General features: G+C 61.2%; 20 protein-coding genes. 2 read left to right on the top strand and 18 right to left on the bottom strand.

What is annotated here, in order from left to right; genetic code table 11:
- Positions 1–9: 9 nt before the first annotated feature.
- Together fhuB and PR017_RS25915 are read left to right on the top strand one after the other, a co-directional pair.
- On the top strand, positions 10–1,974 hold the full coding sequence (gene fhuB, locus PR017_RS25920) for a Fe(3+)-hydroxamate ABC transporter permease FhuB (protein ID WP_240539039.1): 1,965 nt from the start codon (positions 10–12) through the stop codon (positions 1,972–1,974).
- A 52-nt stretch (positions 1,975–2,026) separates the two neighbouring features.
- A complete protein-coding gene (locus PR017_RS25915) occupies positions 2,027–2,836 on the top strand; it encodes an ATP-binding cassette domain-containing protein (RefSeq protein ID WP_111221253.1) in 810 nt (269 codons plus the stop codon).
- Between the two features lie 64 nt (positions 2,837–2,900).
- Here PR017_RS25915 and PR017_RS25910 read toward each other — a convergent pair whose 3' ends face one another.
- From PR017_RS25910 to PR017_RS25825, 18 genes are all read right to left on the bottom strand, one after another.
- A complete protein-coding gene (locus PR017_RS25910; protein ID WP_111221219.1) occupies positions 2,901–5,249 on the bottom strand; it encodes a xanthine dehydrogenase family protein molybdopterin-binding subunit in 2,349 nt (782 codons plus the stop codon).
- Positions 5,242–5,724 (bottom strand): (2Fe-2S)-binding protein, encoded by a 483-nt coding sequence (locus PR017_RS25905; protein WP_111221218.1) that lies wholly within the window; start codon positions 5,722–5,724, stop codon positions 5,242–5,244. The genes PR017_RS25910 and PR017_RS25905 overlap by 8 nt, the downstream gene beginning before the upstream one ends.
- Positions 5,721–6,572 (bottom strand): FAD binding domain-containing protein, encoded by an 852-nt coding sequence (locus PR017_RS25900; protein ID WP_111221217.1) that lies wholly within the window; start codon positions 6,570–6,572, stop codon positions 5,721–5,723. The genes PR017_RS25905 and PR017_RS25900 overlap by 4 nt, the downstream gene beginning before the upstream one ends.
- Before the next feature lie 148 nt (positions 6,573–6,720).
- Positions 6,721–8,688 carry a hydantoinase B/oxoprolinase family protein gene (locus tag PR017_RS25895; protein WP_111221216.1) on the bottom strand — a complete coding sequence of 656 codons (1,968 nt, stop codon included), beginning with the start codon at positions 8,686–8,688 and terminating at the stop codon, positions 6,721–6,723.
- Between the two features lie 3 nt (positions 8,689–8,691).
- The gene (locus PR017_RS25890; RefSeq protein ID WP_111221215.1) at positions 8,692–10,719 is read right to left on the bottom strand and encodes a hydantoinase/oxoprolinase family protein; all 2,028 of its coding nucleotides are present in this window, start codon (positions 10,717–10,719) and stop codon (positions 8,692–8,694) included.
- A gap of 147 nt (positions 10,720–10,866) precedes the next feature.
- Positions 10,867–11,847 carry an AraC-like ligand-binding domain-containing protein gene (locus PR017_RS25885; protein ID WP_111221214.1) on the bottom strand — a complete coding sequence of 327 codons (981 nt, stop codon included), beginning with the start codon at positions 11,845–11,847 and terminating at the stop codon, positions 10,867–10,869.
- Between the two features lie 166 nt (positions 11,848–12,013).
- Complete coding sequence (locus tag PR017_RS25880; protein WP_111221213.1) at positions 12,014–12,817, bottom strand: IclR family transcriptional regulator; 804 nt, start codon at positions 12,815–12,817, stop codon at positions 12,014–12,016.
- A 15-nt stretch (positions 12,818–12,832) separates the two neighbouring features.
- Positions 12,833–13,222: a RidA family protein gene (locus PR017_RS25875; RefSeq protein ID WP_111221212.1), complete on the bottom strand. Its 390-nt coding sequence runs from the start codon at positions 13,220–13,222 to the stop codon at positions 12,833–12,835.
- Positions 13,223–13,240: 18 nt separating this feature from the next.
- On the bottom strand, positions 13,241–14,011 hold the full coding sequence (locus tag PR017_RS25870; RefSeq protein ID WP_111221211.1) for an amino acid ABC transporter ATP-binding protein: 771 nt from the start codon (positions 14,009–14,011) through the stop codon (positions 13,241–13,243).
- Positions 14,012–14,023: 12 nt separating this feature from the next.
- A complete protein-coding gene (locus PR017_RS25865) occupies positions 14,024–14,683 on the bottom strand; it encodes an amino acid ABC transporter permease (RefSeq protein ID WP_111221210.1) in 660 nt (219 codons plus the stop codon).
- Between the two features lie 4 nt (positions 14,684–14,687).
- Positions 14,688–15,350, bottom strand: a complete 663-nt coding sequence (locus tag PR017_RS25860) for an amino acid ABC transporter permease (protein ID WP_111221209.1) — start codon at positions 15,348–15,350, stop codon at positions 14,688–14,690.
- 52 nt (positions 15,351–15,402) lie between these two features.
- Complete coding sequence (locus PR017_RS25855; protein ID WP_111221208.1) at positions 15,403–16,242, bottom strand: transporter substrate-binding protein; 840 nt, start codon at positions 16,240–16,242, stop codon at positions 15,403–15,405.
- A 367-nt stretch (positions 16,243–16,609) separates the two neighbouring features.
- On the bottom strand, positions 16,610–17,233 hold the full coding sequence (locus tag PR017_RS25850) for a CHASE3 domain-containing protein (RefSeq protein WP_161959346.1): 624 nt from the start codon (positions 17,231–17,233) through the stop codon (positions 16,610–16,612).
- 151 nt (positions 17,234–17,384) lie between these two features.
- Positions 17,385–18,692, bottom strand: coding sequence for an MFS family transporter (locus PR017_RS25845; RefSeq protein ID WP_111221206.1), 1,308 nt, complete (start codon positions 18,690–18,692; stop codon positions 17,385–17,387).
- A gap of 213 nt (positions 18,693–18,905) precedes the next feature.
- The gene (locus PR017_RS25840; protein ID WP_111221205.1) at positions 18,906–19,652 is read right to left on the bottom strand and encodes an ATP-binding cassette domain-containing protein; all 747 of its coding nucleotides are present in this window, start codon (positions 19,650–19,652) and stop codon (positions 18,906–18,908) included.
- Entirely contained in the window at positions 19,645–20,709 is a 1,065-nt protein-coding gene (locus PR017_RS25835) for an ABC transporter permease subunit (RefSeq protein WP_111221204.1), read from the bottom strand. The genes PR017_RS25840 and PR017_RS25835 overlap by 8 nt, the downstream gene beginning before the upstream one ends.
- A gap of 105 nt (positions 20,710–20,814) precedes the next feature.
- The gene (locus PR017_RS25830; protein ID WP_111221203.1) at positions 20,815–21,807 is read right to left on the bottom strand and encodes an ABC transporter substrate-binding protein; all 993 of its coding nucleotides are present in this window, start codon (positions 21,805–21,807) and stop codon (positions 20,815–20,817) included.
- 163 nt (positions 21,808–21,970) lie between these two features.
- On the bottom strand, positions 21,971–22,882 hold the full coding sequence (locus PR017_RS25825) for a sugar-binding transcriptional regulator (protein WP_111221252.1): 912 nt from the start codon (positions 22,880–22,882) through the stop codon (positions 21,971–21,973).
- Positions 22,883–23,020 lie beyond the last annotated feature (138 nt).

Here is a 23,020-nt window from a genome sequence, read left to right as displayed (position 1 = left end):
TCTCCCCTGATGACACCTGCCCGCCTGAGCCTCATAATCGCCTTGGCAGCACTTTTGCTCTACGTCAGTGCCATACTTGGCTATGTTCCGGTTGACGACCTGCGGCATGCGCTCTGGCAGCCAGACCCCGCCTCCTTCGGCGAGGTCTATGTCCACTTCTCGCTTCTGCCGCGGATGATCGTTGCCCTCCTGGCCGGTTCCTCTCTCGCCTTTGCCGGCACGATCTTCCAGCAGCTCCTGAAGAACCCGCTCGCCGAACCTTCGACGCTGGGCATCCTTTCAGGCGCGCAGCTCGCCATCACCATCGGCTCGCTGTTAGCCGTCACCGTATCGGCAAGCGAGCGCGAAATAGCCGGTCTTGCGGGCGGTCTCGCAGCCGTGGCGATTGTTGCCAGCCTTGCGAAGAAGGCGAACTTCGCACCGATGACACTGCTGCTCTGCGGTATGATCATAAGCTTTTCGGCAGGCTCGGCCTCCGTCATCCTGGCACTGTTTCACCACGAATATCTGCGGGGAGTATTCATCTGGGGCAGCGGCTCGCTGATCCAGAACGACTATTCCAACGCGGCGGCTCTGGCGGTGCGCCTGATCGTACTTATCCCTGCGCTGCTGCTTTTCTATAGACCGCTTGCGGTCGCCGGCCTCGACGATGCGAATGCCCGCAGTCTCGGCCTTTCCGCGGGCAGGCTCCGCGCCGTGATATTGCTGATTGCCACCATTCTCTCGGCTGTCGTCGTCGCCCGCGTGGGCGTCATTGCCTTTGTAGGCCTGACGGCCACCAGCGCCGCGCGGATTGCAGGCGCGAGGACATTCCGCCAGCGCCTATTCTGGGGGTCGCTGATGGGTGCCCTGCTGCTGCTTCTGGCCGATGGCATCGTTCTCGTCAGCGCTCCACTTGTGGGAGAGGTCCCGACAGGCACGGTGACGGCGATCACCGGTGCTATCCTGATGCTTGTCCTCCTAAAGGGCGTGCCGCATTCTATCGACGAGGTGACCGCGGTGGGAAGCATGCAAGCGTCGCCTTCGTTATCGAGTCGTTTCCTCATGCCTGTATGTCTCGTCATCGCCGTGACGATCGCTATCTCTTCGCTGACCGAGCAGATCTTCACACACGGCATCGATCCGACAATTCTCTTCGCAGGGCGATGGCCACGTGTCCTCACCTCCGCCAGTGCTGGCGCCATGCTCGCTCTTGCAGGCGCCATAATCCAGGTCACGACTCGCAACCCGATGGCGAGCCCCGAGGGCCTCGGGGTCAGCGCCGGCGCGGGGCTGGGGATTATTGCGGCGTTTTTCCTCAACGGGATGGCATCGCCGCTGGTGCCGCTCGCCGGCGGCATGATTGGCGCAATGCTGTCCTTCGCACTCGTGCTGGCAGTTGCAAGGCAAAGGAACTATGCGCCGGGACCGGTCCTGCTGGCCGGCATCGCCGTCAGCGCGCTCGCCACCGCCATCATCTCCTTCATCGTCGCCAGCGGCGATCCCCGTGCAAGTTACATCCTCGCCTGGACGATGGGGCCAACGTTTCGCGCAACGGGCATCGTCGCGCTCATCGCCTCCGGTTTCGCCGTCATCGGGCTGGCCTTGGCACCGCTTTTTCGCCGTTGGCTGCAAGTCCTGCCACTCGGCGATGGCGCGGCACGCTCGTTCGGTGTCAATCCGGGTCGGTCGCGTGCCGTTCTGCTGCTGTTCGTCGCCACCTTGACGGGTGCAGCGACGATGATGGTGGGGCCATTGAGCTTCGTTGGACTGATGGCGCCGCATATCGCCCGGATGGCCGGCATACGCGGTCAGGTCCACACGCTTCTCACGGCCAGCGCGATCGGCGCGACGCTGATGATGGCGGCAGACTGGCTGGGTCGATCTGCCGACTTCCCTTATGAAATCCCGGCTGGCGTCATGGCGGCCTTCATCGGCGGGCCATACTTCCTGTGGGTCATCCGGCGGCAGGGCAGGGTCACGTCCCGTTCATGAAAAAGAGGAATATGTGATGATTGACGGGCGCCAAGACCGTGGGACCGACCCGATGTCGGAGGCACCATTGCCCAACGGTCGGAGTACCTCCACCTTGTTCACACTCGTTAGCGCCGGTTTCTCCGTCGACAAGCGCGCCCTGCTGGAACCATTGACAATAGATCTGCCGGCGCGGCGGGTGATTGGCCTGCTCGGCCATAACGGCTCCGGCAAATCGACCTTGGTGAAGCTGCTGGCGCGCCAGCAGGCGGTATCGACAGGCGCGATTTCCTTCGAAGGCATGAACCTTACGAAATGGGGAGGCCGGCCGTTTGCCCGCAAGGTCGCCTACCTCCCGCAACAAACGCCAAGCGCTTCCGGCATGCTCGTCAGCGAACTGGTGGCGCTCGGACGCTATCCGTGGCACGGCGCTCTGGGCCGCTTTGGACCGGACGACCGCCGCAGGGTGGAAGAGGCTATGGAGTTGGCCGACGTTGCCATCTACCGGGACCGCCTCGTCGATACACTTTCGGGCGGGGAGCGGCAGCGTGCCTGGCTCGCCATGCTGATCGCGCAGGAGACCGAATGCCTGCTGCTGGACGAGCCGATCTCGGCTCTGGACGTCGCGCACCAGATCGAAGTGCTAACGCTCGTTCGCCGGCTTGCAGAGGAACGTGGGCTGGGTGTCGTCATGGTCCTCCACGACGTCAACATGGCAGCACGCTTTTGCGACGAGATCCTCGCACTTCATTCAGGAAAGCTCATCGCGCGCGGTACCCCAGAACAGATCGTCACGCCGACCCAACTGCAGGCTATTTACGGCATCGAAATGGGCGTAACGCGCCACCCCGACACCGCCACTCCCCTCGCCTACGTCCGATAGGCGAAATCAGGATAACCCTGTGAAAGATCGGGATGCGTTCAATCCTCCATCGGGGCATCAGGACCTAGCCCAGCGTGTTGGTCGCCCAATCTGCGGCGATGTGTGGATGGGTGGGGGTGGGTTCGAGATCGTTGATCAGACGCAGGACGCGCGGCGGCGTCAGCGGCAAGCTGGAGACCCGCTTGCCGGTTGCGCGCGCAACCGCACAGGCGATGGCCGAGCCGACGGCAAGGATCGGGACTTCGCCTGCTCCCTTTGTGCCGAGCGGCCCCATGGATGGCGCGCCCTCATAGAGATCCGCGACGACAGGCACGACGTCTCCGGCCAGCGGTACGCGGTAAGTCTCGAAGCCGTCTTCCGCGATCCGGCCGTCAGCGGTGATCGTCACTTCCTCGTGCAGCGCATAGCCGAGGCCCTGGACGACGCCGCCCTGGATCTGGCCCATGATGGCGCGGCGATTGAGCGCGCGTCCGACATCCTGCACCACCCGGTAGGCCAGAACCTCGACATGCCCGGTATCTGGATCGACAGCCACTTCGGCCTCGTGAACCACGAAGACGGGAATATCGAGCGCGTCGATAAAGTGGCCCATCGCACAGCCTGTCATCGCCGGCGTGTTCTTTGCGGTGAAGCTGCCCGTACCGCTGATCGGGCCTGTGGTCGATTGCGCATGGGCGACCACCGTCGGGATCGAGACGCCGGTCCCGGGTCGCCCGGAAATTTCCACCCGCCCTTCACGCAACACCAGATCGCTCGCGGCTGTCTGAAACATCTCGCTGGCCGTCCGCAGAAGCTTTTCGCGGACCTCGGCCGCCGCACCCACACTCGCCGCACCGATGGAGACGGTCGTCCGCCCGCCACCGACCCCGACATCCAGCCCCGCGGAATCCGTGTCCGCCTCGCGCACCACGACCTGCTCCGGTCGCAGCCCAAGCTGGCCGGCAACGGTCTGCGGCAGCGCCTGCACCATTGTTCCCGAGCCGATCTCGACGCCGGACGTCACCAGCGTGGCGCTGCCGTCGGCATTCAGATTGATGGTCGCAGCAGACGGCCCGACGAAGATGAACCAGGTTCCGACGGTTGTGGCGCGGCCGTAAAGGCGACCGTCGGCCCGGGCTTCCGCCGTTCCAGTATTTTCTCGCAGCGCCTCCATCCGCTCCAGCATCGGACGCAGGACGTCACCCTCGAACACCTGCCCGGTCGGGCCGAGATCGCCGTCGCCAAGCACATTGCGTTTGCGGAACTCCATGGGGTCCATGCCGATTGCGGCGCATATCTCGTCGGTATGGCGCTCCAGGGCAAAGCCGTTATAGACGCCGTTGCAGGCCCGGAAGGCGCCGTTCGGTGGCGTGTTGGTGTAGACGGCCCGGCTGACGAGGCGGGCAGCACCCAGCCGATAGCTACCTCCGAGGGTATGGGAGGTCATGGTGGTGAGAAAGACCTGCTCGCCACCATAGGCGCCGCAATCCATCAGCACGACGGCCTCGCGCCCGACGATCTCGCCCTCGGCCGACACGGCAGAGCGAATTTTGATCTCTGCATTCTCCCGGCAGAGGCAGGTGGCCATCTCTTCCTGCCGGGTGTTCTCCAGCATGACACTTCGGCCCGTCATACGAGCCAGCAGAGCTGTAATGGGCTCGATCGACGCATCGAATTTCAAGCCGAATGCACCGCCGACCGGTGGAACGGTGACGCGAACGCGGCCTGGCGGCAATTGCATGACGCGACCGGTCACATTGCGCACGGTCCAAGGCACCTGCGTCGATGTCTGGATATGCGCCCGGCCATCCTCCCAGCTGCCGATTGCGACACGCGGCTCGAAGGGAACATGGCTCTGCCTGCCGACGACGAAATTGCTTTCGACGATCGTCACATCAGGGCGAGCAAAGGCGGCATCGACATCGCCGCGCACCGATTTCGCTTCCCACGCAATGTTGCCGCGTCGCGCACCACCCTCGGTCAGCACGTCATATGTCCGCCAGTCCTCGTGCAGTGATCGCGCGCCGGGCGTCAGCGCCTCCGCCATCGTCAGTACGGGCGCAAGCGGTTCGATCTCCAGAATGATTGCCGCCAGGGCCGCCCGCGCCTCGGCCTCGCTTTCGGCGGCAATGGCGGCGAGCGGCTCGCCATTGTAGCGGATCACATCGACGGCAAAGAGCGGGTGGTCGGCGATACCGATGCCGTAATTGCCGGGCGCATCAGCTGCGGTCGCAATTCCCAGCACACCGGGGCACTCGAGAGCAGCGGACACATCGAGCCGGGTAATGCGGCCGGCGGGCACGGAGGACCGCAACAGGACAGCGTGCAGCATATCCGGACGGGCCCTGTCATTGGTGTATTTCGTTCGTCCACGCAGCTTGTCGCGGGCGTCTCGTCGGGGAAGATCCATCACGGTCGTCGAAGCGTCAGTCATGGACGCGCTCCCCGGCCGGCTGTCCGAGGTAGTCCATCACCGCATCGATAATGCGTTCATAGCCCGTGCATCGACAGATATTGCCCACCATTGCCGATTTCACATCGTCCCGGCTGGCTGCCGGATTGTCGCGGAGGAACGGCGCAAGGCTCATGACCATGCCCGGAAAACACATTCCGCACTGGACCACATCCGCCGCCTCGAACGCGGCCTGGAGAGGATGCAGCGGTCCATCACCGGTCGCCATCGCCTCGATCGACAACACGTTGGCACCATCGAGCAATCCTACAGGGCGGAGACAGGACATGATGGCCTCTCCGTCGACAGTCACAGTGCAGGCGCCGCAAAATCCCTCACGGCAAACGGCCTTGGTGCCTGTCAGGAAACGTTCCCGCCGAAGTATATCGACCAGCGGCGTCATTGGATCGCCGTTGAAACGATAGGGGAAGCGATTGATGTGAAGCGTCACGGTCATCGGGTGGCCTCCGTCTTCAGAAGTGCTGCCATGCATCGGCGAACAAGCGCCGGCAACACCTGCCGCCGATACCAGCCATCCGTCTCTTGTCCGTCGCGGCCCTGGAAGTCGTTGCAACCGATGGCAAGGTTATAGGCCGTCTCGGCGTCGGGAGATCGGCCCGGCTCGGTGGCAAGCGCGTGTTCAAGCGAAAGCCAGCGTCGCGCCAGGTGCTCGACCGAGCCGACGGCGACGAGAACTCGTCCATCGGGGCGGCGCGCCATCGAAACGATGGCAACCGGATAGTCGCCTGCCCGGCGCAGCGGCAGCCTAACATGCGCGCTGCCGGCGCTGTCGCGGTTGATGATCACCCTGACGAGGATCGCATCGGCGAGCAGCCGCTTCCGATCCGTGAGAAACGACACCATCGGCACAAGCATTGCCCCTTGGTCGCCGTGCAGCTCAACCTCCGCCTCGACGGCCAACAGCGGGGGCAGAAGATCGGCGGCGGCGAACTCTTGCGTACAAAGATTGCCGCCGACAGTCGCCACCCGACGGATGGCCGGGTTGGCAGCACCGGACGCAGCCTCCGCCAATGCCTCAAGGCCGCTTATGCCTGCAAGTGACCGGGCGAGCGCATCATGGGTTACGGCCGCACCGATCGTCACGCGATCGGTTTCGATGTGGATGCTGGTCAGCCCGGCAATCTTGTGGAGCGACACCAATGCATCCGGCAACGCGTGGCCCCGACGCGGATCGCGCATCAGCCACGTTCCGCCGGCTAGGATCGCCGCACCCTGCCGGCGCGCGGCAAGCGCTTCCTCGAAGCTGCCGGCAACGGTCAGGGACCGCTGCAGATGTTCGGACATTGACGTTTACCCCTTCAATCGCCGTCTTTGCGGCTTTCCAGCATCATTTCAGAGGCAAGCCTTCCCGTGAAATAGAAGTTTCCTGGATGTAATATCGTAAAAAGAGATACGCCCTTCCCAAGCGCAACCGAGGCAAGGCCGCTGGCGCTCACTTCCAGTGTGCTACGCTGCGCCTCTCGAAGCTCTCGCGGAATTGCCGGGTCGTGTTCTCGAGCACGTTGCCGCTCTCCCAATCGAGAATGACGGCAAAGCGACGAACCGCATCCATGGCGTTGATCTCGCCCGACTTGTAGCGACTAGATACCATCGCCGGATCCGAACGCGCCCATTCCTTGCGGTTTTGGCGGATTTCGGTGCGGGCAGCTTCTGTTGCGGGGAGATCGATTTCGTACTCGCAGAGATCGCGATCCATGACCTTCAACACGACGCCGTAGTCGACCTTGGCGCGCTTGATGGAGACATAGTCGTCGATCACGTCCTCCAGCACATGGAGGGGATCGCGCTCCAGCGGATCGCCGAAGCCGCCACCACCCGCTGTCGGTCGGGCGAATTGATCGCCCGTGAAAACCGGATAGTCGGAAAAGACCGAACCGAGCCAGGTGTCGACCTCCTCGCCCGCGCGGCGGATCGTCAGCCCGTGCGGCATAGAGGGGAGCCCGCCCTCGACACCCCAGACAACGGCGCGCTCGCGATCGCAGATATAGGACATCACGGCATCTTCGGCCGCCAGCAGCACCGAGGTCTTCTGCACGCCGACACCGCCGCGCCATTTGCCCGGACCGGCGGAATCCTGCTTGATCTGAAACTCCGTCGTCCGCGTCGGGTTGACGCGCTCGTTGCCTTCGTTCGGCTGCGACATCAGGCCGGTTCCAAAGCAGGCGGTCGTCACGTCGGCACCGTCCTTGCCGTTGCGCCCACCCCATCCGCCGGGAAGCCACTCATAAAACATGAAAATCGGCTTTTCCGGTTTGCGCGCGTCGCGACCGCCGGCCAGCAGGTATTCGAGGTTGAAAGCGCATGCGATGGCGCGTTCCGGCATGATCTGCGACCACATCTCGAAGATTGAATTCATAATTTTCTCGAACGGCATCAGGAATCCTGTCACCGCCACCGGCCACTCGGCACTCACGACGCTGTTTTTCGGCGCGGTCACCTCGATCATGCGATAAAAGCCGCTGTTAAGGGGCAGATCCGGGAAGAACGTCTTCATTCCCGCGACAACGGCTGAAAAGGTAGCCCCCGGTGCGGAATTGTACATGGAGCCGATCGTCTTGTGGCTGCCGGTAAAATCGTAATGGATCGTGTCGCCCTTGATCGTCATTTTGATGTGGATGGGGATCATCCCTTCCCCGCCCCCGAGATCGCGGTCGATATAGTCGACGCTTTCCCACGTGCCGTCGGGCAATTCGGCAAGGCGCTTGCGGACGGCCCGTTCGACGTAGTCCTGAACCTCCTCCATACCGCGCACGACGGTCTTGCGGCCGTATTTCTTGACGAGACGCAGCAGTTCCCGTTCAGCTGCCTGGGTCGCCTGGGCCTGCGAATGGATGTCACCGATGATTGATGCCGGATCGCGGGTATTGGCAGCGATCAGATTGGCGACATCGGAGCAGAAGCGGCCGGCACGGAATAGTCTCACCGGCGTGATACGCATGCCCTCCCGGAACATGTCACGGGCGGTGACGTCGAAGGAGCCGGGGACGGACCCTCCAAGGTCCGACCAGTGTCCGTTCGACTGCGAAAAGCCGATCAACGTGTCCTCGTCGAAGATCGGGCGCACGAGCCGCACATCGCTGAAGTGGGTCCCGCCGGCGTAGGGATCGTTGATCGCGTAGACGTCGCCCGGCGCCATGTCGCCTTCGAATACACGGATGACTTCCTTGCAGGTATTGTGCAGCGTGCCGACATGGACTGCGATGTCGTAGTTGCCCTGCGCAACCGAGTTGCCGTCAGCATCATGCAACGCATTGGAAAAGTCGCGGTTGTAGATGACGAACGAATAACAGGTGCGCAGCATCTGTTCGGCCATCTGGTCGACCGTGGTGATGAAGGAATTCTTGAGCACCTCGAAGGTGACCGGATCGAGGCTCTTTTCAGTTTCCACGAAGTTGGTCATGTCTCAGCCTTTCGTTCCGATAAGAATATTCAGGAATGCGTCGACCCTAGCGCTCATGCCTGGCGGGACAACCGTGGTCGAATCAAACTGTTCTACGATTGCGGGGCCGGAGATGGTGGCACCCGCTTCGAGCACCTCACGCTGATAGATCGCCGCATCGTAGGATTTGCCGTCGAACCAGACCGCGCGTCGGCCGAGTGGCGCAGGCGCATGGTCGCGCACCGGATATTTCGGCAGCTCGGCCTTGGGCACGAGACCGATTGCCTTGACTGCGACGCGAAAGATGGCAACCGGGGCTTCGTCGCGGCGGTAGTTGAACTCGCGCTCATGCTCCGCGTGGAAAGCATCGATCAGGGACGCAATACTCACGATCCGGGCGGGTGCGCTGACGGCGAGCGAGCGCCACTGGCCCTGATACATCATCTCGACGGTCCGCTGGAGCGCCATATCCTGCGGCGCTATCCCTTCGTGCAGCAAGCGCTCGGACGCTTGCGCCTCCATGCGCTGGAACGCAGCCTCCAGCTCCGCCGGCGCAACGATGGAGGCGTCGGTCATGAAGCTCTCGGAGAAGTCGTGCTGCACATCGACAAGCAGGCAACCGAGTGCCGAGGTGACGCCGGGATTGGGAGGCACGATCACGGTCGGAATGGAAAGCTCCTTTGCGACAGCCGCCCCGTGCAGGGCGCCGGCACCCCCGAAGGCAACGAGCGCGAAGTCGCGCGGATCGTATCCACGGCTGATCGACATCAGGCGTACGGCATTGGCCATGTTTGCATTGGCGACGGCGACGATTGCCTCGGCAGCCGCGTGAAGCTCCATGCCGAATGGTGTCGCCACCGTTTCCTGGACGGCTTCCTCGGCAAGCGCCGGATCGAGCGTGATCTTGCCGCCTGCGAGGCTGCTGCCGAGACGGCCGAGAACGACATTTGCATCTGTGTTCGTGGCTATCCGATTGCCGTTTCGATAGCAGGCCGGCCCGGGATTGGCGCCGGCCGACTGGGGGCCGTTGCGTAGCGACCCGCCCTCGTCCCGCCAGGCCAGCGACCCGCCGCCGGCACCGATCGTCAGCACCTCGATGGAGGGAAAGCGGATGGGATAGCCGAATTCGATGTACCAGTCCTTGGTGATACGAGACTGGCCGTTCCAGGCGAGCGAAACATCCGTGCTTGTTCCGCCCATGTCGAAGCCGATCGAGTTCTGAAAGCCGCAGAGGTTGCCGATAAACCGGCTGGCGATGGCGCCTGCCGCGATCCCCGATCCGGCGAGCCTGGCGGAGAAATCTATGACACTCGCCGGCGTCATCACGCCGCCGCCGGAATGCAACAGCAGCAGGTCCCGCGTGTAGCCTGCGGCAGCCAGCTTTTCGCCAAGCCGGGAGACGTAATCGACAACCACCGGCGCGCAGACGGCGTTCGCCATCGTCGTCGAGAAGCGCTCGTGCTCGAAGATCTCCGGCATGACTTCGGAAGAAATCGACACCGGCACCTCCGGCATCGAGGCCTTGAGGATATCGCGCATGCGCCGTTCATTTGCTCCATTGACGTAGGAATTCATGAAGCAGACGGCGATGGATTTGATGCCGCGCTTTTTCAGGATCGCGGCAACACGGTGGGCATCGTCCTCGTTCAGAGCTTCGAGTATCGTGCCCTCGGCGTCGACACGCTCGCCGACCGTCAGCCGGTCGCGGCGTGGAATATAAGGCTTCGCGACGTCCTTGTAGGTGTCCCAGAGGTCCTCCTTGTTGGCGCGCCGGATTTCGACCACATCGCGAAAGCCCTCGGTGCAGACCATTGCCGTTCGCGGCAAACGCCGTGTGATCAGCGCGTTCGTCGCGACCGTGGTCCCGTGCGAGAACATGGTAACCTCCGAAAGCTCGATGCGGCCCTGCTTTATGCCGTTCATGATCGCCCGCATCGGATCATCCGGGGTCGACGCCGTCTTCTCGATACGGATCGCCCCGGTCTCCTCATCCATGATGCAGATGTCGGTGAAGGTGCCTCCCACATCCACCGCAACTCTCGTCTTCGCCATGATCTGTCCTCTGGATGGTTCGACCGGACAGCATTCTTCGCTCGCCAACCCGTCACGGAATGGCGCTTCGATTGTCCGGTAGTTGCGAAAGTCCGGATCGGTCGCCCGGACGGCGTCAAATGTCCCCTTGCCGCTAGGCCGAAGTGGCTAGTGCGGCTTTTTCCCCGGGTGGGTCCTGCCTGCCCGAAGCAAGGCCTCGCGGCGCGTCTCGCTCGGCGAACAGTCAAATTTCGATCTGTAGTGACGGCAGAACTGCGACTGGTCGGTAAAGCCCCATCGATAGGCGATTTCGGCAATCGTCGTGGTGACGGTAAGCGACATCAGTTCCTCGGCACAGCGCTCGAGACGGCTGTCGCGGATGAAACCGTTGATCGACTTGTTGCTGTCCTGAAAGAGACCCTGCAGATAACGCAGCGAAATGCCGCCCGCTTCCGCCACCGATTGCGGACCGAGATCCGCATTCTTGATATTGTCGCGAATGTACTGCTCGGCGCGATGCAGGTGCCCTGCCCGTATCGAGGAGATATTGCTATCGAGCACGCGGTCGTCGCTGACGATCGACAGGCAAAGCATTTCGAGAATGTGTCGGCCGGTCAGTTCACGCGCGACGTCGTCGATGTCTTCGACATGGTTGATCGTGGTCCGGACCGTATCGAGAAAGAGAGCGGCGACGCCGCGCGTGCCATCAAAACTGAGCGCGCTGAACCGATCCGTCGAGCCGATCCGCGATCGGACGCTCGCAGCCGGGACCTTCAGCACCCAGAGGGCATTCGGGCGGCCGTGCCAGAATTCATAGGGGGCATCGCCACGCTCCAGAATGAAGCCGCCCGGCTTGCAATTGACGCTGCGCGAGCCCTGCGAGAAGTCGACTTCGCTGACTTCCGGAATGGTAATGAGAAGACTGGCATCGCGTTCGTTGAGAAAGTGGCGACGATGGCGACGATAGCTGACGCCGTCGCACTCCATCCTCGACACACCGACGAGGCCTAGAGACCATGTCTCCAGCACGCCCCTGAATTCCCGCCTGTTGCGATAATCGGTATCGAGTGGAAAGTAGGTTTCGGTAACGGCAGCCTGCCAGGCATCGCCCCCGGCTTGACCGCTGATATCATCGACGACGTATCTCATGCATCGACTTCCCCTTGTAGGCCGGCTTTTCCCGGTTCCCGCTATTGAGGGCAGAGTACATCAATTCCGTGGGTCGTATTGCTAAAAAACGCATAAACTTATGAGCATGGCCGCGCTGCGAGATGGACTAGGACTGCGACCCAAGCAGCCAGCCAGCCCGGAAACCTCAGCGGAGGACGGCTACCTTGGCACGCTCGTTGTAGAACCCGAGCTTGTCGGAGATCTCGTTCGCGGCTGTCAACAGGCTCTCCAGATAGGAGTCGCGGTTGCGCAATCCATCTTCCCGAGGCGCGACGAGGCAGAGGGTGGCAATGCAGTTGCCACCGGCCTGGTAAATCGGCACGGCAAAACAATGGGTGAAGTTTTCGACCTCGCTGTTGAAGGTGAAATATCCGTCACGAGCTGCAGTGCGCACCTCGGCCAAAAAGGTTGCGGGATCCAGCTGCCTGCCGTCCGGCAGCGTGAAATCTTCCGGCGGGATCAGATCGATGATCTGCTGGTCGGTCAGGTGTGAGACGAGCAGCCGTCCCGACGCCGTCCAGGGGATCGAAACTGTTTCGCCTACGTTGGAGGAAATACGGAAGGGTCGAACGCCCTCCCGCATCATCGCGACGGTGTACTTGTTTCCTTCGAGCAGACACATCTGGGCAGTTTCGCGCGTTTCCACTGCAAGGCGGGTCAGCATGCGCTCGCATTCCCGCATCAGATCGAAATGCTCGGCATAGGCTGTTCCAAGGAAATACAGACGACGGCCGAGGAACACCCGCCCGTCGTCTCCCTGATAGTCGAGCATGCCGTGGCCGAGAAGCAGGTTGACCAGTTCGTATACAGACGATCGCGGCGCGCCTATTTCCGCCGCGATCTCGTTGGGTCTCATGGGCTGGCGCTTCACGCGCAGAAACTCCAGGATCTCGAAAGCGCGATCCAGTCCTCTGGTGCGTCGCGATGCGATCTCGACAGCCTCAGCCATGCATTTCTCCAATATTCAGGCGCGATCCGAGCGATAGGCGACGCAATCCACCTCGACCTTGCAATCGACCATCATGCGCGACTGGACACAAGCGCGCGCGGGAGGGTTTTCGCTGAAATATTCGGCGTAGACGCCATTGAAACTCAAGAAATCGCGCGGATCGTCGAGCCACACGCCGACGCGCACGACATCCTGAAGCGTGTAGCCGGCCTCCTCGAGGATGGCTATCATGTTGTCGATGGCCTTCCGGCTCTGGGTGACGATGCCGCCCGGCACGATCTCGCTGTTCTCCATGGGAACCTGACCGGAAACATAAAGCCAGCCACCGGCTTCCGTGGCCCGCGCAAACGGAAGGGGTTGACCGCCAGCGCCTTTTTCTCCGGCGCCATAACGTTTGATCGTCATAATATTTCACTTTCCTGCTTAATTGAAACTCGAGGTCTTTAAAAACTCGGCGAGCCGCTCGGTCTTCGGCTGTACGAACATTTCCTTTGGATCGCCCTCTTCGCAGATGACACCCTGGTTCATGAAGATAACCCGGGACGACACCTCATAGGCAAAACGCATCTCGTGCGTGACCAGCAGCATGGTCATGCCATCTGCCGCCAGCCCCTTGATGACCTGAAGCACTTCCCCGACCAGTTCCGGGTCCAGCGCGGAGGTTACCTCATCGAAGAGCATCAGGCGCGGGGACATCGCGATCGCCCGGGCAATCGCAACGCGCTGCTGCTGGCCACCCGATAACTGGCCGGGATAGTGATTGCTGCGCGCCGAGAGGCCGACGCGATCGAGCCAGCGCTCGGCAAGCGTCCGGGCTTCGGTTTTCGGCATCTTCTTCACCTTGACGAGACCGAGCATGACATTTTCGGCCGCTGTCATATGGGGAAAGAGATTGAATTGCTGGAAGGCCATGCCCGTCAGCGCGCGCTGGCGCGCGATTTCCCGTTCGCTCTTGCGACGGCGCGAGCTGCCTTCGATGTGGTAGCCAATCTCCTCGCCATCAAGGTTGATGGTTCCGCCCTGGAACTCCTCGAGCATGTTGATACAGCGAAGCATCGTCGTCTTGCCGGAACCCGACGAGCCGATGATCGAGATCACCTCGCCTTCCGCGACGGAACAATCGACGCCCTGCAGCACCTCATGGTGGCCGTAGGTTTTCCGAAGGCCTTTGATTTCAAGCATAGTCCTGGCCATTGGCAAGCCTCCTCAAGATGGCAGCATGGTCTTGCGCTCGACGAATTTGCCAAAGCGCTCGATCCCGAAGTTGACGGCGAAATAGAGGGCGCCTGCGAGGAAATAGAATTGCAGGCTCATGAAGTTGCGCGAGATGATCTCCTGGCTGCGCAGCAACAGCTCAGCCACTCCGATGACCGAAAGCAGCGTCGATGCCTTGACGATTTCCGCAGCCGTGTTGACCCAGGCCGGAAGGCACTGGCGCAACGCCTGCGGCCAAAGCACGGAGGTGAATGTCTGGGTGAACGTCAGGCCGATCGCCTTGGCGGCTTCCGTCTGGCCCCGGGGGATTGCCTGCAGCGCGCCGCGTACGATCTCGCCGACATGTGACGAGCAGAAGATCGCCAGCGCCAGCACGCCGGCAGAAAAAGGACCGAGGTCAAGACCGACGGCACTCAAGACATAGTAGCTGGCCAAAACAAGCACGAGAACCGGCGTGCCGCGGATGATGTCGGTATAGGCCCGCACGACAAACCGCAGCGCCATGTTGCCGTAGGCCAGCGCGAGCCCGACGAAGACACCGACGACCGAGCCGGCAAGGATGGCCAGCAGCGAGATCGATATCGTCATCATCAGCCCGCTGACGATCACATAGCGGGCAATCCAGAGCTGTTCGAGGAAACTGTGGGACATCGGCTTACCTCGGCAGCGCCAGCCGGCGCTCGAAGAAGCGCATGACGGCAGCAATGAGAAGACAGGTGACGACATAGAGACCGGAGGTGACCATCCATGTCTCGATGACACGGAAGCTTTCGACATTGATCTTGCGGGCGGCGAAGGTCAGTTCCGGCACGGCAATGGTCGCTGCAAGCGATGTGTCCTTGAACAGGGATATGATCGTCGAGGACAGCGACGGCAGCACGTTCCGGAACATCAGCGGCGCGATAATCGAGGTGCGGATCTGGCTCGAGGTCAGGCCGATGGCGAGGCCGGCTTCGGTCAGGCCCTTCGGAATGGACAGCAGCCCGGCGCGAAATACTTCCGCCAGATAGGCGCCCGAATAGAGGGAAAGCACCAGGATGAAGCTTTTCACCTTGTCTAGCCTGAATCCCATCTGCGGCAGCGCGAAATAGGCAAACAGGACCAGCACGAGGATAGGCAGGTTGCGTATCAGCGTCACATAGCAGCGCGCCGGGATCGCCACGAACCGCTGTTTCGACAGCAGGGCGAATGCCACCACCAAGCCGATAACGGCGCCGATCACGATCGAGATAATCGCCAGGCCGAGGCTCAACGCCAAACCGCTCCAGAGAAAATCGAAATTGCGCCAGACCGCAGAGAAATTCAGCGTGTAACCCATGGTCGTCCTCGCAGAAAAAGGGAGCGAGGGATGCCTCGCTCCCCTGAGCCAGTTACTTGAATTCGACCGGGAAGCCGATCTGCGGCGGTGTCAGGTCCTTGCCGAACCAGGTCTTGTAGGACTTCGCGTAGGCATCGAACTCAACGCCGGTCATCGCTTCATGCAGAGCGGTGTTGACAAAGTTCAGCCAATCCTGGTCACCGCGCTTGACACCGCAAGCATAGGTCTGCGGGTTCCAGCCATAGCCGGCATCCTTATACCTGCCGGCGTTCTGGGTCATGTACCAGGCGAGCGATGACTGGTCGGTGGCGACAGCATCGGCCCGGCCGGATTCCAGGGCCTGGTAGATGAGATCGACGGAGTCGTACTGGTCGACCTTGGCGTCCGGAAGCGCCGCGTGGACCATGGCTTCGGCATAGACATTCTGCAGCACAGAAACGGTGACCGACGAGCCTGCCGCCTTCAGCGCGGCATAGTCGGCATACTGGCCGTCAGCCTTCAGCATGAGGCCGACGCCTTCGCGGTAATAGGGAATGGTGAAGGCAATCTGCTGGGCGCGCTCGCCGGTGACAGTGATGAACTGGCAGGTGATGTCGACCTTGTTCGTGGTGATGTTCGGAATACGGGCATCGGACGACTGGTTGACGTATTCGATCTTGTCCGGATCGCCGAACAAAGCCTTGGCGATGATGTGGCCCATATCGACATCGAAGCCCTGCAACTTGTCGTCCGCACTCTTGAAGTGCCACGGCGCATTGGTGCTGCCGGTACCCATTACCAGGTGGCCGCGTGCAAGCACTTCATCGAGCTTGCTGCCGTCGGCAAGAACGGGGCTGGAAAAAGCGACTGCTGCGGCCAGGGCGATCAGGCCGGCACGAATAGAAAAGGTCATGACGTTCCCCTTGAAAAGATGATTTATTGACTGTCCAATATACCGGACATACGTCTGTTTTACTGGATCTTGATAAAAAGCTTTACCGGCCATAAATTGTCAAGCGCACGACGCTAAAAAAGTCGCACCGTTTTTCAGTGGCTAAATTTGTGGCAGTGCAGCAATTTGGGGGAACCGGCGGCCAATCGGGGAGTGTCGACAAAGGGCGTGAACGTTGCCCTCAAATCCGTGGCTGAAAGTGGAAAGCGCAACACCGGGAATTTTCAAACTATGCCAAACAACGCTAACCGACCAATTAGCCTGTATCCTAGAAAACTTGCGTTTCAGCGGCCGAGAGCATGTCGCGTGCAGTCGGGCATGCCAGCGTTCAACAGTCTTTCTCCAAGCTCTGGCTTGGGACGGCTGCGTCTGTAGCAGGGCTTGCAACCGGTGCACGCCCGGTCCTTGCAAGGTAGACTTCAATACCGGCGCGGGTGAGGAACGATGCGAGACCGACGAGGATGGCGACCACACGGATAAGCATCTCATCCCGATCCACCTTTTTCTGTCGGGCGGCAAGAAGTGATTTTTCGGTTTCGGTCACATCGCCGATGACCCGCCGGATGCTGTCCATCGTGGCTTTCTGCATCATTTCGAGTTCCATCGTCCTTGCCGCCTCGAAACCCTTGGCGTCGTGCGTGGTTATCGATCGCTGCAAGTCCGCGAGCTTCTCGTCGATCAGACCATTCAGCCTGCGCACCCGTTCCACCTGAACTGTGTTGTCGGAGATCGATACCGCCAGGGTCGTGCGCAGTTGAGTCAGTCTCGTCAGGGCCTTCTCGTAGGGATCCAGATAACGACTATCTCCACTCAACAGGTATCCCCGCTGTCCCGTCTCGGCATCGTCGAGGCCGATCAGTACGTCTTTGGTGGTATCTATGACCTGATAGGCGTGGACGACGAGTTGCTGATGGTTGCTCAGCAAATTATGCGTCCAGCTGGTGGCAACCACGCCGCATGCGATGACCATACCGACCGGAATAGACCGCAGCAGCACAGGCGTCGTTAGATATGAGCGCCTCAGCCCTCGCCACGACCAGTCCATCATTACCTCCTGCCGAGATCCTCAAACACGCAATACTCAGGCGCGAACCCGCCCTTACTTAATGATCGTCGTGCAAGTAGCGTGCCTGGCGGGGGAGTCTTAGGGCGACGAGGAACGCGATGATCATCATGATGGTGACGTACCAGTAAAACAGCTGCTCGTTTCCGGCGTTTTTCATCGATAGCGCCACGAATTCTGCGGAGCCGCCGAAGATAGCGTTGCCCACGGCATAAGCGAGACCCACGCCAAGCGCGCGCACTTCGGCCGGAAACATCTCGGCTTTCACGATGCCGCTGATCGAAGTGTAGAAGCTGACGATGGCGAGTGCGACCACAATCAGGATGCCGGCTATGACGGGATCGGTGACGTGTTGCAGCGTGACGAGGATCGGCAACGTGCAGAGAGTGCCGAGCCCGCCGAACAGCAGCATGTTGTTGCGGCGGCCGATCCGATCTGACAGGGCACCGAATATCGGCTGCATGCACATGTAGAGGAACAGCGCCACGGTCATCACGTAGCTCGCCGTTTTCACCGGCATGTGGACCGTGTTGACAAGATATTTCTGCATGTAGGTGGTGAAGGTGTAAAAGATCAGCGACCCGCCGGCGGTGTAGCCGAGGACCGTCAGGAAGGCGGGGGTATGGTTGCGGAAAAGTGCCGAGAGCGAGCCCGCTTCCTTGCTGTTGCGGGTTTCAGCTTTCTGGGTCTCGGTCAGGGTGCGACGCAGGAAAATCGATACGACGGCCGCGACGGCACCGATTGCGAATGGAATGCGCCAGCCCCACTCGGTGATCTGCTCGCTGGTCATTAGCGCCTCTATAACGACGATCACCAGCACCGCCAGCAGTTGCCCGCCGATCAGCGTCACATACTGGAAAGACGAGAAGAAGCCGCGCCGGCCGCGCAGTGCGACTTCGGACATGTAGGTTGCGGTCGTGCCGTATTCACCGCCTACCGACAGACCCTGGATCAACCGTGCGACCAGCAGCAGGAAGGGCGCGAGGACGCCGACCTGTGCATAGGTCGGCAGGACCGCGATCATCAGCGAGCCGCCGCACATCATCGACACCGAGATCAGCATCGAGGTCTTGCGCCCGAGACGATCGGCGACGCGGCCGAAGAGCCAACCGCCGATCGGCCGCATCAGGAAGCCCGCAGCGAAAACCCCGGCCGTCTGCAGCAGCTGGACCGTCGGATCCTGGTTGGGGAAAAACGAGCTTTTGAAATACAGCGCGGTGAAGGCGTAGACGTAGAAATCGAACCATTCCACGAGGTTGCCCGAAGATGCAGCCATGATCGCAACGATGCGGTGGCGGGTTTCCTCGGCCGTGTAAGGCACCGTGGTCGTGGTGGCTGGGTCTGACAAGATTTTCCTCCTCCCGGATCATGCGGATCAACGTGCAAGAGCGCGTTGCGGAAGAAACCTAGAACCGCCGACGGGAGATGCAACCTAAAACGTACTGTTTGCGGGATGAGCTACCTTTTACGCAGGGTTATTAGGGCCAATGCCGGCACCCTTGCATGCTGTCACACAAACGGCGACCTGCGTCGCCGTTTGGAGAAATCAGCCGACCGGCAACTATCCGCCGATCATCAGCTTGACGATCTCGTCATGGGTGGTTTCGGCAATCTTTCTTTCGCCGGCGACGATGCCGCGGCGGAGGACGACGATCCGGTCCGAGACGGCAAAGATATCCTGCAGGTTATGGGAGATGAAAACCACGCCTCTTCCCTGCGCTTTCAGGGATTTGATGAGCGCCACGACCTTGCGCTGCTCGGGCACGCCGAGCGCTGCCGTCGGCTCATCCATGATCAGGATGCGGGCATTCCAGTAGACGGCACGGCCTATTGCCACCGCCTGGCGCTGGCCGCCGGAAAAGTTGCTGACCGGCGCATCGAGCCGTTTTACGTGGAAATCCAATGTTGCCATCGTCTTGCGGGCGGCCTCGGCCATAGCCTGGCGATCGATCACCGGCAGGAAGCCGAAGACCTTTTTCATCGGCTCGCGGCCGAGGAAGATGTTGGCACCGATGGTGAGGTTATCGGCAAGCGCCAAGTCCTGGTAGATCGTCTCGATGCCTTTCTCCCGCGCGTCCTGCGGCGATGAAAACGACACAGGCTTGCCCTCGATGAGGATGTCGCCGGACGTCGGCGGATAGACGCCCGAAATCGTCTTGATCATCGTCGTCTTGCCGGCGCCATTGTCTCCGGCCAGAGCTACCACCTCGCCGGGATGGACGACCAGGGAGCAGTTTTCCAGCGCTTTGACCGCGCCGAAGCTGCGGGACAGGTTTCGGACTTCGAGCAGGGGGGTCTGGCTATTCATCTTGCTTTGCTCCGGTGAACCGGCGCTGGGCCTGGTCAATGAGAACCGAAATGATGATGACGACGCCAACGGCGATGAACTGCCAGAAGGGTTCGACATTGAGGAAGACGAGACCGTACTGGATAACGGCGATGACCAGCGCGCCGGCAACGGTTCCGAGGATCGACCCGGATCCGCCAAAGAGGCTGGCGCCGCCGATGACCACGGCCGCAACGCAATCGAGCAACAGCGGTTCGCCCGCCTGGGCAGCACCTGCCGTGAAACGCGCGGCATAGAGCGCTCCGCCGAGGCCGGCACAGGCCGACGACAGCATGTAAAGCCGCATCAGATGGCGCTTGATATCGATCCCGGCGCGACGGGCAGCCTGTGCATTGGCGCCGATCGCGTAGTTATGCTGGCCGAAGCGGGTCTGGCTGAGCAGGTAATGCATGAGCAGCACAAACACCGCCGTGACGATGACCAGATAGGGAATGCCGAAGATGCGGCCGTTGCCCAGGATGGCGAAATAGTCGTTGTTGACCGGCACCGTCGTTCCACCAGCGAGCAGGAAAGCCGCGCCGCGTGCAACGCCAAACATGCCAAGCGTGCCGATGAAGGGCGGAACCTTCAGCCGCGATATCAGCAGCCCGTTGACCACGCCCGGAATGGTGGCGACCAGGATGGCGACGAGAATGCCGATGACCATGGCAGCCGGCAACGGCATGTAGAGGCCGGCGATATTGGTCATGTGGGCGGCCACCACTGCGGCAAGCCCCATGATGAAGCCCATCGACAGATCGATGCCGCCCGAAATGATGACGAAGGTCTGGCCGATGGCGAGAAGCAGTGGCGCAACGGCGAAGATGGCGATCGACTGCCAGTTGAAAGGCGAGAACACGAATGTTCCGCCGAACGAAAGTCGTGACCAGATCTCGAACACCAGGATCAGCGCGGCGAGAAACAACCAGGCACGCAATTGGGCGATCCGTGTGATCAGGCTTTTGGTCTGGTCGGCATGGTCCGCCTGCGGCGCGACATGCAGGTCCGCCTTCGGCGGGGTTTCGACAGTGCTTGTCATTTTTTCATCCAGGAGCAGGGCCTGCGGCCTAAGGCTGCATGCGTTACAAATTGACGCTGGAAACCGCCCGCGGAGGATAGAGACCGACCGCGGGCGCCCTTTGGATTAGTCAGAGTAGATGTACTTCGCGACCTTGGGGTCGGAGACATTGGCCTTGTTGATGATGGTAAAGCCCGTGCCGATTGCGGTCGGGATGGAATTGCCGGTCAGGTGCGCATAGGCGGCCATGACACCGAAATAGCCGATCTCAGCCGGATGCTGGGCGATGGCAACATCCACCAGGCCGGACTTGAGATTGTCGACCATGCTGGTCGGTGCGTCGAAGGCAACGACCTTGACCGCGCCCGTCTTGCCAGCCTGCTTGACGCCTGTGGCCGATCCGAGAGCCGAAAACAGGTTTGCGCCGAACACACCGACGAGATCCGGGTTACGGGCAAATACCGCCTGAACCTGGGACGCCGCCTTGTTGGCATCGTTGTCGTTGAACTGCGTGTCGAGCACCTGGATGTTCGGATGGTTGGCGGCCATTTCCTTCTTGAAGCCCTGCTCGCGCTGGTCGGTCGTCGAGACGCCCGGCTTGACGTTCGAGACATAGACCTTGCCCTTGTCGCCAACGGCAGTTGCCAGCGCGCGGGCAGCGATTTCACCGCCGAGCACATTATCGGATGCGATGTAGGAGAGCGGGAAATCGGCATTGCCGGCGCCGGTCTGGTACACGCCCGTGCCGATGAACGTATCGACAGTGATAACCGGAATACCGGCGTCGTTCGCTTTTTTCAGCGGCTGGACCAGCTGGTCCTTGTCGGTCGGGGCGATCAGGATGGCATCAGGCTTTTTGGCAATGACGGCGTCCAGTACCGGCACCTGCGTGACCGGATTGAAATCCGGGGCACCCTGGAACACCAGCTGAGCGCCAACAGCCTTGGCAGCAGCCTCGGCACCCTTGCGCATGGTGATGTAGAAAGCGTCTGTGGTCAGGCCGGGTACGAGTGCGATTGTGTATTTCTTGTCCGCAGCGCCGGCGTGACCTGCGGTCAGGGCTGTGGATGTGACAATTGCCGCAGCAGCGGCAACCTTGAAGAATGAACGACGCTTCATAGTCTCCTCCATTATGAGCTGGTGTTCTATGCTAGACGGCGTCCCCTCCTGGAAACCGGCCGGCTTGATCCTCATGCCGAGACGCACCTCTCGTCAAGTGAAATTTCTTCCTGAAACGAATTTCTTTACTTTTGCATAGTTGCGAAGGGACTTTTCGCAGTGCTCAGTTGGTCGCTTCCGCGCGCAGAATGTCGAGGATGGCTTGCGCGGTGGCGGTGTCCGTAACGAGGGCATTGATCATGCCCGCGCGCACTGCGCCGATGACGCCGGCCGCCTTCTCTACGGTGGCAACGACGCCAATCGCCAATCCGGTACGACGCAATTGCTCGGGCGACGCTGCAATCATCCGCTCCTCGCCTACCCAGGTCAGCATCCGGCCATCGATGTCGACATAGTGGCGGATGACATCGCCGACGGCACTCAGCGCCTGCTCGTTCAGCGTGGCGGCACTCGCCTCGGGTGGATTTATGGCGTGTGGAAGTCCTATTCCAACGATGCAGCAATCCATGCGGTCCCATAAGCCGGTGGTCTCGCGCACGAAGGGGTCGCTGAGAAAAGCCTCGCGCAAATCCGTCGAAGAGAGATACGGCGCGTGCAGGAACCGGGGCGTGCCACCGACATGTTCGGCAGCCAGGCGGACAAACTCATTGATCTGGAAGTGCTGCGCCGCCTGCTGCATGCCGCCGTTCAACGGCACCACCAGCATGCCTGGAATACGGGGCAGGCCAACCATCAGCACTTCGCGAATGGCCCTCCCCCAGCCTATGCCAAGCACCGAGCCGGATCCGAGGCCCTCTTCTTTCAGCAGGTTTCCCAAGGGTGCGGCTAGGGACCCCAGAACCCCCGACGCGGGCGTATCGATCACTGCAGCGCGTTTCAGCTTGAGCGCGTCGATCAGTTCGAGCCTGATCTCGTCCGGTGACGCAAGGTCCAGAACTTCGATCCTGACAATCCCGACTGCACGGGCCTTCTGCAGCAGGCGGGACACCGTTGCCGTCGAGACACCCACCTTCCTGGCAATGTCGACCTGCGACATGTCTGCCTCATAGTGCAGCTTTGCAACCATGTGCAGCATGGCGCGCGATGCCGGAGTTTCTTGCGAAGGCAGCGGAGGCACTCTTGCAATTCCTTTCTGAAACGTGTTACATGAACGTGACTTGGAGGAGTTATCGCTGAAAAGCGGCTAAACCGCAATCCTGCCGAAATGCCTAAA

It is taken from the genome of Rhizobium tumorigenes (assembly GCF_003240565.2).
Lineage (GTDB): Bacteria > Pseudomonadota > Alphaproteobacteria > Rhizobiales > Rhizobiaceae > Rhizobium > Rhizobium tumorigenes.
The sequence above is the reverse complement of the archived record's forward strand: the minus strand, read 5'-3'. Positions and strand labels throughout refer to the sequence as shown.